Origin of the sequence: Pseudoalteromonas sp. SCQQ13 (genome assembly GCF_015864415.1) — a bacterium.
Classification (GTDB): Bacteria; Pseudomonadota; Gammaproteobacteria; order Enterobacterales; family Alteromonadaceae; genus Pseudoalteromonas; species Pseudoalteromonas nigrifaciens.
The window spans coordinates 110053-121200 of the sequence record NZ_JADYXG010000010.1; the positions used below are offsets into that span (position 1 = coordinate 110053).

Below are 11148 nucleotides of genomic sequence, written 5' to 3' on the forward strand. Positions count from 1 at the left end.
AATAAAAAGCCTAGCTTCCCCCGCTAGGCTTTTTATTGCTGCCTAAGTAGTTTTAATAAGTCTACCTACTTAGGCAGCCACTTTGCCGATAAAAACTTATACATAACCAACGCAATGCAAAAACCAAAAAAGAAACCACTGAGTAAATTAAGTAATGCAGCAATGCTAGCAAGTGGCGTAAATAACACTAACAACAGCGGTACACTCACTCCTAAAATAAAAAACAGCCCACCTTTACCTAACCAATAAGCCAGTAAAATACTAGCGCACACTATTCCACCCGCTATAGCGCAGCCTAATGTCACTATATCAAGCGTTAAAAAATAATTAGCAAGCACAGCAATAACCGCTGTAATTAGCATACCTTGTGGTGCTTTATTTACTAACGATAAGCCTACATGCGGCTCCTTACTCATTATTTACACTCCCAATAAATACCGTTTTCATCACTATGGTTAGCACTTATAAAATAGCCTACCACTTGTACTAGGTCATCATTATAAAAAATTAACGGCACATTAGCACGCAGCCAAGGAGCCACTTTTGCATCTTTAAACCAATGCTTGAGCGTATTACTTCCTGGTTTTTTTAAAGGTTTGATGCGCGCACTATTACAATTAAAACGCACGCTTACTTGCTCATCTGCAGTTGGCGCTCTGACTCCTACGCCACTGTGTTTTTTTAGTAAGCGACCATCGGCAAGCTTTAGCTCACTGCGGGTAATTAGTGTGTTGTTTAATATTTGCGTACTTGGTACAACAAAATATAAATGCCCTTGATGGCGGCGTATTTGTCCATCACTAAGCTCAATAAGCATTTGTGCATCGCTTTTAGCTGCAATAGCCTGATTAATTATTTGCTCCAGCTGCTTTTGCGATGGTAATACATGAGTAAATAGCTCTAGCCATGCACGTACTACATTGGCTGTTCTAATCGGAGTAAATTTGGCAATAGCACTTATATTTAACGCCTGCTGAGAATTAACGCATTGCGTTAAATCAATGTGAGTATATTCGTTGAGTAAAGCGTGTTGCTGCTGCAGTAAACTAATACTGCGAGCGGTACATTGTTCAAAACCATTAAAGCGCGCTGCTAATATTGGCACAACTTGCTGGCGCATAAAGTTACGCTCAAAGCGCTCATCAGTATTAGAATCATCGGTAACATGGTTAAGTGCATATTGCGCCGCAAAGGCTTCTATATCACTGCGTTTTACCGCTAACAGCGGCCTGAAACATAATCGGCCGCTGGTTAAAGTGCGCTCGCGCTGCATTGCACCTAAACCTTTTAAACCCGAGCCACGTTTTAAGCGCAGTAAAAAGGTTTCTATTTGGTCGTTTAAATGTTGCCCAAGTAAAATAATGCTGCCATGTGGGCTTAGCTCATCTAATGCTTGGTAACGAGCATCGCGCGCTTGCGCCTCTAGGCTCGTGCGTGACTGCTGCTCTATATTTACTTTAGCCGTTTGAAATGGCACATTTAGCTCATTGCACAGGGTTTGACAAAAAACCTGCCAGTCGTCGGCATACTGGCTCAAACCATGGTGTATATAAATAGCAGAAACTTGCAGTGCAGGATCCTGCACTCGTAAAGCATGCATTAAATGCAGTAACACCACAGAATCAACGCCACCAGAAAGTGCCACAGTAAACACCCTATGACCTTGCTCAATATATTGACCCAATGATTGTTTTACTTGTTGATAAATAAGCGATGTGTGCATTAATTTAACCTGAGCTCCAGATAATTTAGCCAATAATTTTAAAATACTAAGTTTTAGGTACTTGATTTTAGCCATTTTAAAACAAAAAAACCGCATAAGCGGCTTTTTTAAATATTTATTGCTAATTATTAAAAGAATTTAAGAGCAATAACCAAACGACATTAAGCGTTTGTAGCGCTGATCAAGCATCTCTTCAAGCGAAAGTGCTTGTAGGTCGGCTAAGTCACGCTTTAATCGCACTTTTAAATTACGTGCCATAGCATCATAATTACGGTGCGCTCCACCTAATGGCTCATCTACTAAGTTGTTAATTAGGTCTAACTCTTTAACTCGCTTAGCAGTTACACCCATAGCTTCAGCTGCAAGTGGGGCTTTATCGGCGCTTTTCCATAAAATAGACGCACACCCTTCAGGAGAAATTACTGAGTAAGTACTGTATTGCAACATGTTAACACGATCGCCAACACCAATTGCTAACGCACCACCCGATCCACCTTCACCAATAACCGTACAAATAGTTGGCACTTTTAAAGAGGCCATTACTTTAAGGTTACGGGCGATAGCTTCTGACTGGCCACGCTCTTCAGCACCCACACCAGGATAAGCTCCAGGGGTGTCGATAAAGGTCATAATTGGCATTTTAAAACGCTCAGCCATTTCCATTAAGCGCAATGCTTTACGGTATCCTTCAGGCTTTGGCATACCAAAGTTACGTTTAATTTTTTCAGCGGTACCACGGCCTTTTTGTTGGCCAATAACCATTACTGGTTCGCCATCTAAACGCGCTATACCACCTAAAATTGCCGGATCATTAGCAAAAGTACGATCACCTGCAAACTCGTCAAACTCCGTAAAAATACGCTCGATATAATCTCGAGTATAAGGACGCAACGGATGACGTGCCAGCTGTGATACTTGCCAAGCGCCAAGTTCAGAGAATATTTTCTCTTTTAATCGGTCGCTTTTCTCTTTTAGCTTGCTGACTTCCTCTTCTAATTCAAGGTCTAATTCGCCAGCGCGGCTTACATTTTGTAATTCTTCAATTTTCACTTCTAATTCTGCAATCGGAAGCTCAAAATCAAGATAATTGAGGCTCATGCTCTAAACTACCTAATTAGTTAAATTCTAGTTCTACATCTTGCGCTGCCATTAGCGATAACTTATGAATTAAGTCGTCACTTGGCGTAACACACCATTCGATCCCTAGGGTTAATTGCGCCAATGCATCTGGGCGTTGGTAATAAACCTTGATCGGACACGTTCCCATTTTATATGGTTCGAGTACTTTTTGTAATTTATCGAAGAAACCTGCCTCGACTTGCACCATGTTCAGCGTCATTTTAATCGCTTTAATACGTTTTTCACGCGCTTGAGCAATGGTGTTTATTTCTCTGGCGGTCATTGTAATACCACCAGAGAAGTTATCAAAGCTGACCTGTCCAGATATCACCAAAATATTATTAACTTGGAGCATATCTTGGTATTTTTCAAACTCATCTGAATATAAGCGTACATCAATGCGGGCGCTCTTGTCATCTAAAGTTATTAATGCCCACCTATTTCCTTTTTTATTAATAAGCACTCTGGCCGAAATTACAAGCCCTGCAGCTGTAGATACTACATCGCGATTAGTAGGCTGTAAATCGACCAATTTACCACTGGTATAATATTTTAGCTCGCGGCGATATTGATTTATTGGATGACCGGTTAAATAAAGACCAAGGGTTTCTTTTTCGCCATCGAGCCATTCGTTATCGGTGAGTCCTGTGGCTTTAATAAAGGCTTGCTCTACTTCATCGGGTTCAGTGGCTAATAAGCCAAATAAATCACTTTGCCCTAATAACTCTGCTTTATTGTGCTGATCGGCGGCGCGCATGGCACTTTTTAAGCTTGCCAATAACGTGGCGCGCCCTGATTGAGTTTTTTCAGGGCCTAGCTGATCAAGTGCCCCTGAATAAATAAGTTTTTCGGTTACACGTTTATTTAAGCGTTTTAAATCAACACGGGCACAAAAATCAAATAAATCTTTAAATGGTCCGCCCTTAGCGCGTGCTTCTAAAATTGCATCTACAGGTGCTTCACCTACTCCTTTAATAGCGCCAATACCGTAAACAATTTCGCCTTGCAGGTTTACTGTAAATTTGAACTCGCCTGCATTCACATCAGGCGGGAGCAAGGTGAGTTTCATGTTTTCACATTCATCCACCAAAATAACTATTTTGTCGGTATTATCCATATCGGCCGACATTACCGCAGCCATAAACTCTGCTGGATGATGGGTTTTCATCCACAGTGTTTGATACGACACTAATGCATACGCAGCGGAGTGCGATTTATTAAAACCATAACCTGCGAACTTTTCTACCAGATCGAAGATCTTAATTGCTAGTTCGCCGTCAATGCCGTTATTTCGCGCACCATCTTCAAATGTTGAACGCTGTTTTGCCATTTCTTCGGGCTTTTTCTTACCCATAGCACGGCGCAGCATATCGGCGCCGCCTAGTGTATAGCCTGCTAATACTTGGGCTATTTGCATTACTTGTTCTTGATACAAAATAATGCCGTAGGTTGGCTCTAAAATAGGTTTTAAGCTTTCGTGCTGATACTGCGCATCGGGGTATGAGATTTCTTCGCGGCCTAATTTTCGGTCGATAAAGTTATCTACCATGCCCGATTGCAGCGGACCGGGTCGAAACAAGGCTACTAAAGCAATCATATCTTCAAAGCTGTCGGGCTTTAAGCGCCTTACTAAGTCTTTCATGCCCCGTGATTCTAGCTGAAACACCGCAGTCGTTTCGGCGCGCAGTAGTAACTCAATACTCTTTTTATCATCCAACGGAATAGTATTAATATCTACCGGCTCTTTACCGGTGCGCGCTAAGCGCTCGTTGGTCATGTCGAGCGCCCACTGCAATATAGTCAGCGTTCGTAAGCCTAAAAAGTCAAACTTAACTAAACCGGCAGTTTCTACATCGTTTTTATCAAACTGAGTAACCGGAAACTTACCTTCGTCATCGCAATAAAGAGCAGCAAAGTCGGTAATTGTGGTGGGCGATATTACTACCCCACCCGCATGCTTACCGGCGTTACGTGTACACCCTTCGAGAATACGACACATGTCGATTAAATCTTTTACTTCATTGTCGCCATCGTAGGCTTCTTGCAAGCGTGGCTCTATATCAAATGCCTTGGCAAGTGTCATCCCAGGATCGCCTGGGATCATTTTTGAAATACGATCAACAAAACCGTACGGGTGACCTAGCACTCGGCCAACATCGCGTATTACCGCTTTTGCCGCCATGGTTCCAAAGGTAATAATTTGCGATACCGCGTTACGCCCATACAAGGCCGATACATGATCAATCACCTCATCGCGCCTATCCATACAAAAATCGACGTCGAAATCGGGCATTGAAATACGTTCTGGGTTCAAAAACCGCTCAAACAGCAAGTCAAATTCCAATGGATCAAGGTCGGTAATTTTAAGCGCGTAGGCTACCAGTGATCCTGCACCTGACCCACGCCCAGGGCCAACTGGAATATTGTTATCTTTGCTCCACTGAATAAATTCCATTACGATTAAGAAATAACCTGGGAATCCCATTTCGTTAATTACACCAAGCTCTATATCTAGACGCTCATCGTATTCAACGCGTTTTTCTTTACGCTCTTGCTCATCAGGAAATAAAAACTGTAATCGCTCTTCAAGACCGTCTTGCGACACCTTAACTAAAAAGTCTTCAATTTTAAGTGAGCCGGTCGGATAATCTGGCAAAAAGTAAGTACCAAGTTGCACCGTTACATTACAGCGTTTGGCTATTTCTACGGTGTTTTGTAATGCCTCTGGAATGTCGCTAAATAACTCAGCCATTTGCTCTGGCGTTTTTAAGTATTGCTCTTCTGAAAATCGTTTAGGGCGGCGTTTATCATCCAGTGTATAACCATCAAAAATAGCCACGCGAATTTCGTGTGCTTCAAAGTTTTCTGGTTTTAAAAACACCACTTCGTTAGTGGCCACAACGGGTAATTGCTCTTTAGCAGCAAGCTCTACCGCCATGTGCAAGTAATCTTCTTCAAGCGGTCGATTAGTTCGAACCAGCTCAAGGTAGTAGTTATCACTAAAATGCTGTTTATAAAAACTAACAACCGATTCAATAACACTCGGATTATTTTTTAATAACGCTTTACCTAAATCGCCGTCTTTTGCACCAGAGAGTATTATTAACCCGGCTTTAAGTTCTATTAGCCAATCACGATCAATCACCGGGCGATGAAATACATGCCCGCGCTGATATGCTTTAGATATTAATAAGGTGAGGTTTTTATAACCTTGATTGTCTTTTGCTAAAATAGTAATGCGGCTTGGCTCGTTTTCAAACTCAGGGCTGCGTAGCCAAAAGTCAGCACCCACTATAGGTTTTATACCTGTGCTGTGGGCTGTTTCGTAAAAGCGCACTAAGCCACATAAGTTCATTTGGTCGGTAATAGCAATTGCCGGCATTTGTAGCTCTTGTGCTTTGGCTACAATTGGCTTGGTTTTGGCAAGGCCATCAACCATCGAAAAATCAGAGTGAACTCTTAAGTGAACAAAATCTGGAGCTGCCATGTTTACGCCTCACCCTTGGCTTGCGCTAATACACGTTGCACTGGTTTAAAGCTTTTACGATGCTCCTTTATTGCGCCATATTGCTCAAGTGCTGCAAAATGCGCTTTGGTTGGATAGCCTTTATGCCCTGCAAAACCATATTCTGGGTGGCGTTTATCTAGCTCTACCATTTCGTTGTCGCGCGCTACTTTAGCTAAAATAGAAGCGGCTGAAATTTCGGCTACTAAGCTGTCGCCTTTTACTATTGCTTGCGCTGGCATGGTTAACTTAGGTAGGCGGTTGCCATCTATAAATACAAATTCAGGTTGCGTGCTTAGCCCCTCTACTGCGCGAGTCATGGCAAGCATAGTGGCGTGCAGAATATTTAGCTCATCAATCTCTGTTGGGCTGCAACGACCATACGCGTAACACAATGCTTTTTCTTGAATTTCAATGGCAAGCGCTTGGCGTTTTTTATCCGTTAATTTTTTTGAATCTGCTAAACCTGCAATAGGCTTTGAGGGATCTAAAATAACGGCAGCAGTAACTACGTCGCCAACGAGGGGGCCACGCCCTACTTCGTCAACACCGGCAATAAGGGCTACATTGGGTCGTTCAATTTGCATTTATTAACTCCGCTACAGCATTGGCTGCTTGTTCGCTGGCATTTAACCTAATTTTTTTGTGGATCGCTAAAAAGCGTGCTTTTAATGCTTGGTTATCGGTATTTAGCATAGGCGTAAGTGCTTGCGTTAAATTAGCTACATTGCACTCACTTTGCAAAAACTCGGGTACGAGTTCTTCATCGGCCAATAAATTCGGCAATGAAAAATACTTTATATTAAAGGTAAATAAGGTTTTAAAAATCCAATAGCTCAGTAGTTTAATTTTATAACCCACTACCATGGGCTTTTTATACAGCATGCCCTCAAGCGTGGCAGTACCCGACGCTAATAAAATAGCATCGGCTGCTTGCATAGCTTGTTTTGATTGTCCATCCAGCAAACTAATTTTAAGCGTTGGCGCAGTAGCATTTAAAATTTCAGTAAACTGCGCTTTGCGTTTGGCGTTAACCAATGGCACCACAATTTTAAGTGCTGGGTTTTGCGCTTGTAACTGCACGGCTGTTTTAATATAGGTTTCGCTTAATAAGCCTACTTCTGAGCCGCGACTACCAGGTAGCAGGGCAAGTACTTTATCATCAGGGCTTAAACCTAGCTCTTTGCGGGCTTTGCTATCGTCGTGCTCAAGCGCTATATCGTCTGCTAATGTGTGCCCTACAAATGTACAAGGTACTTGGTGCTTGTCGTAAAATTCTTTTTCAAACGGTAATAATGCAAGCACTAAATTAGTAGCAGCACTTATGGTATGAATGCGTTTTTCTCGCCATGCCCAAACCGAGGGGCTTACATATTGTACTGTTTTAATTCCGGCGTCTTTAAGTGGCTTTTCTACGCGCAAGTTAAAATCGGGCGCATCTATGCCAATAAATACATCGGGTGGGTTATCAATAAAATGTTGCACCAGTTGTTTACGTATTTTAAGTAAGCGTGGTAGGCGCCCTAATACTTCAACCAACCCCATTACCGACAATTCATCCATGTCGTAAAGCGTGTTACAGCCTTGCGCCTGCATTTTAGGGCCCGCTATACCTTCAAAAATCGCATCGGGAAAATGCTTTTTAAGTGCTTTAATTAAGCCTTCACCTAAAATATCGCCCGACAGTTCACCTGCCACAATACCAATTCGTAGTTGTTTTTGATCTTTATTCATTTGATTTTTTCACACGTAAACTAGGGCCTGTTTGCCTTTATGGGTTAACAGGCTCTGGGCGTTAATTGAACCTAGTTTACCGCGTTTTCGTATTGGATTAAATGCTTAAAACTAAGTGCTTAAATTTGCTAAAAATAGCCCAGGTACTGTATGCTTTTGATACTGATTAAGCACTAACCGCTTATATTGAGTTTTACTAATATAAATATTGACTTCAAATGGTCAAAAGTAAATACTAACGCAACTTTCAGTAATTACTGAAACCTTATAAAACCAACGCACCCGTCAAATTATTGCTTTGTGCTGTAACTACATCACATATTTAGGAGCTAAACATGATAGATGAAACCTTTGTGGATCTATCGCGATTGCAGTTCGCTGTTACCGCCCTCTTTCACTTCTTATTTGTACCTTTAACTATAGGTATGACTTGGATCTTAGTTATTATGGAATCGGTTTACGTTATGACCGGTCGTGAAATTTATCGCGATATGACTAAGTTTTGGGGGAAATTGTTTGGTATTAACTTTGCAATTGGTGTGGCTACGGGTCTTACTATGGAGTTTGAGTTTGGTACCAACTGGTCTTATTATTCCCATTACGTAGGTGATGTTTTTGGGGCTCCATTAGCAATTGAAGGGTTAATGGCATTCTTTTTAGAATCAACTTTTGTGGGTATGTTCTTTTTAGGTTGGGACCGGCTCTCTAAACGCCAGCACTTAGGTGCTACCTTTTTAATGGCAATTGGTACTAACATGTCGGCGTTATGGATTTTAATTGCCAACGGCTGGATGCAAAACCCAGTAGGTGCCGAGTTTAATTACCAAACCATGCGCATGGAAATGACCAGCTTTGCAGAGCTGGTATTTAACCCTGTAGCACAGGTTAAATTTATTCATACCGTATCTGCAGGTTATGTTGCTGCATCTATGTTTGTGCTCGGTATTAGTGGTTATTATATTTTAAAAGGACGCGACTTAGCCTTTGCTAAACGCTCGTTTTCAGTCGCCTCTGGCTTTGGTTTAGCCTCTATTTTTTGTGTTATTTTGCTCGGCGATGAATCGGGTTATGAAGTAGGCGAAGTGCAAAAAGTAAAACTGGCCACCATTGAAGCAGAATGGCATACCGAAGAAGCTCCAGCAGCGTTTACACTTATAGGTTTCCCAGATTCAGAAAAGCAGGTAACTCACGGCGCTGTAAAAATCCCGTATGCATTAGGGCTTATTGCAACTCGCTCATTAGATGAGCAAGTGACCGGTATTAACGATCTAGAAAAACAACACGAAGTGCGAATTCGTAACGGTATGATTGCGTACGAATACCTAGTAAAACTGCGCGCTGGTGATGACACGCCTGAAAACGTCGCTAAATTTAACACCCTAAAAGACGATTTAGGCTACGGCCTATTACTGAAGCGTTATACATCTGATGTAGTAGATGCCACAGAAGAGCAAATTCAAAAAGCAGTTAAAGACTCTTTTCCTAAAGTGGGTCCAATGTTTTGGTCTTTTCGTATTATGGTTGGCTGTGGCGTATTAATGTTGGGTGTGTTTATTCTTGCTTTTTACTATAACGCGCAGCGAGTTATTGAGCAAAAACGTTGGCTGTTATGGGCTACTGTTTTAAGTATTCCACTGCCGTGGATAGCCATTGAATTTGGTTGGATTGTGGCTGAATATGGTCGCCAGCCTTGGGCTATTTCTGAAATATTGCCAACCTTTTTAGCAACTTCTACGCTAACGGTAAACGATATTTTAATTAGCTTAACTGGGTTTATTGTATTTTATACCGGCTTAGCCATTGTTGAAGGTTGGTTAATGCTACGCTTTATTAAGCAAGGCCCAAGCTCACTACATACCGGTAAGTATCACTTTGAACTACCTAATAACACCACTGAAGGTAGAGGAGAGCAATCATGATTTTTGATTATGAAACATTAAAAATGCTGTGGTGGTTGATCATAGGCATACTGCTAATTGGCTTTGCAATTACCGACGGCATGGATATGGGCGTTGCTATGCTGCTGCGCCTAGTGGGTAAAACTGATTCAGAGCGCCGCACCGTTATTAATACTATTGGCCCGCATTGGGATGGCAACCAAGTATGGTTTATTACCGCCGGTGGTGCACTATTTGCCGCGTGGCCTATGGTATATGCCGCGGCTTTTTCAGGCTTTTATTTTGCTATGATGCTGGTATTGTTTGCATTATTTTTTAGACCACTTGGGTTTGATTACCGCAGTAAAGTAGATTCAAAACGCTGGCGTAATAACTGGGACTGGGGCCTATTTGCTGGTAGTGCCATTCCTGCATTAGTATTTGGTGTGGCCTTTGGTAACCTATTTTTAGGTGTGCCTTTTAGCATTGATAATTTTTTACGAGTAAGTTACCAAGGTTCGTTCTTTGCACTACTTAACCCATTTGCACTGTTAGTAGGTGTAATTAGTATTACTATGTTAATAGCTCATGCAGGTATGTGGCTACAATTGCGTACTGCTAGCTTAGTTGCAGAGCGCTCAGGGCAATATGGTCGTTATGCACTTATTCTATTTATTGTGCTATTTGCAGCAGCTGGTTTTTGGGTTGCTAATTTAACGGGTTATCAAATTGTATCTATGCCGGATACACAAAGCCATGCCGACCCACTGGCAAAAGTAGTTACAACTGCGCAAGGTGCTTGGCTAACTAATTACAGTGAGCGCCCTTGGACTATGACCTTCCCTATTTTAGCGTTTGCAATGGCACTCAGTGCATTGTTGTTCTCTAAATTAAATAAACCCGCATTAGGGCTTGCTTCAACTAGCTTAATGTTAATAGGCATTATTATGACGGCAGGCGTATCACTGTTCCCCTTTATTATGCCATCGAGTAATAACCCAAATATTAGTTTAACTATTTGGGATGCGGTGTCGAGCCATATGACGCTTAACGTTATGTTTGTTGCCGTAGTTATTTTTGTGCCAATTATTTTATCTTACACCACCTGGTGTTACGTAAAAATGTGGCGCCGCGTTACGGTAGAAGAAATAGAAAACAACCCTCACGGTAGCTACTAAGGAGACTAAACT

At 41.9% G+C, this 11148-nt stretch carries 8 protein-coding genes; 2 read left to right on the top strand and 6 right to left on the bottom strand.

The window, feature by feature from the left end; genetic code table 11:
- Positions 1 to 65 precede the first annotated feature (65 nt).
- From I6F41_RS10060 to lpxB, 6 genes are all read right to left on the bottom strand, one after another.
- Complete coding sequence (locus I6F41_RS10060) at positions 66 to 416, bottom strand: hypothetical protein (protein WP_086995281.1); 351 nt, start codon at positions 414 to 416, stop codon at positions 66 to 68.
- Complete coding sequence (gene tilS, locus I6F41_RS10065; protein ID WP_089368972.1) at positions 416 to 1723, bottom strand: tRNA lysidine(34) synthetase TilS; 1308 nt, start codon at positions 1721 to 1723, stop codon at positions 416 to 418. The genes I6F41_RS10060 and tilS overlap by 1 nt, the downstream gene beginning before the upstream one ends.
- A gap of 138 nt (positions 1724 to 1861) precedes the next feature.
- A complete protein-coding gene (gene accA / locus I6F41_RS10070; protein ID WP_011328672.1) occupies positions 1862 to 2821 on the bottom strand; it encodes an acetyl-CoA carboxylase carboxyl transferase subunit alpha in 960 nt (319 codons plus the stop codon).
- A 16-nt stretch (positions 2822 to 2837) separates the two neighbouring features.
- Positions 2838 to 6329, bottom strand: a complete 3492-nt coding sequence (dnaE, locus tag I6F41_RS10075) for a DNA polymerase III subunit alpha (protein WP_086995284.1) — start codon at positions 6327 to 6329, stop codon at positions 2838 to 2840.
- Positions 6330 to 6331: 2 nt separating this feature from the next.
- Complete coding sequence (gene rnhB / locus I6F41_RS10080; RefSeq protein ID WP_011328674.1) at positions 6332 to 6934, bottom strand: ribonuclease HII; 603 nt, start codon at positions 6932 to 6934, stop codon at positions 6332 to 6334.
- On the bottom strand, positions 6924 to 8081 hold the full coding sequence (gene lpxB, locus I6F41_RS10085; RefSeq protein ID WP_197108303.1) for a lipid-A-disaccharide synthase: 1158 nt from the start codon (positions 8079 to 8081) through the stop codon (positions 6924 to 6926). Before lpxB ends, rnhB begins: the two co-directional genes overlap by 11 nt.
- Before the next feature lie 335 nt (positions 8082 to 8416).
- Between lpxB and I6F41_RS10090 the strand changes: the two genes are divergently transcribed.
- Positions 8417 to 10000: a cytochrome ubiquinol oxidase subunit I gene (locus tag I6F41_RS10090; protein ID WP_011328676.1), complete on the top strand. Its 1584-nt coding sequence runs from the start codon at positions 8417 to 8419 to the stop codon at positions 9998 to 10000.
- Positions 9997 to 11136, top strand: coding sequence for a cytochrome d ubiquinol oxidase subunit II (gene cydB / locus I6F41_RS10095; protein ID WP_011328677.1), 1140 nt, complete (start codon positions 9997 to 9999; stop codon positions 11134 to 11136). The genes I6F41_RS10090 and cydB overlap by 4 nt, the downstream gene beginning before the upstream one ends.
- The last annotated feature ends 12 nt before the right edge of the window (positions 11137 to 11148 follow it).

Coding starts and splice junctions, on each gene's coding strand:
- I6F41_RS10090 (WP_011328676.1), top strand. CDS start 8,417: ATGATAGATGAAACCTTTGTGGATCTATCGCGATTGCAGTTCGCTGTT.
- I6F41_RS10060 (WP_086995281.1), bottom strand. CDS start 416: ATGAGTAAGGAGCCGCATGTAGGCTTATCGTTAGTAAATAAAGCACCA.
- lpxB (WP_197108303.1), bottom strand. CDS start 8,081: ATGAATAAAGATCAAAAACAACTACGAATTGGTATTGTGGCAGGTGAA.
- rnhB (WP_011328674.1), bottom strand. CDS start 6,934: ATGCAAATTGAACGACCCAATGTAGCCCTTATTGCCGGTGTTGACGAA.
- accA (WP_011328672.1), bottom strand. CDS start 2,821: ATGAGCCTCAATTATCTTGATTTTGAGCTTCCGATTGCAGAATTAGAA.
- dnaE (WP_086995284.1), bottom strand. CDS start 6,329: ATGGCAGCTCCAGATTTTGTTCACTTAAGAGTTCACTCTGATTTTTCG.
- cydB (WP_011328677.1), top strand. CDS start 9,997: ATGATTTTTGATTATGAAACATTAAAAATGCTGTGGTGGTTGATCATA.
- tilS (WP_089368972.1), bottom strand. CDS start 1,723: ATGCACACATCGCTTATTTATCAACAAGTAAAACAATCATTGGGTCAA.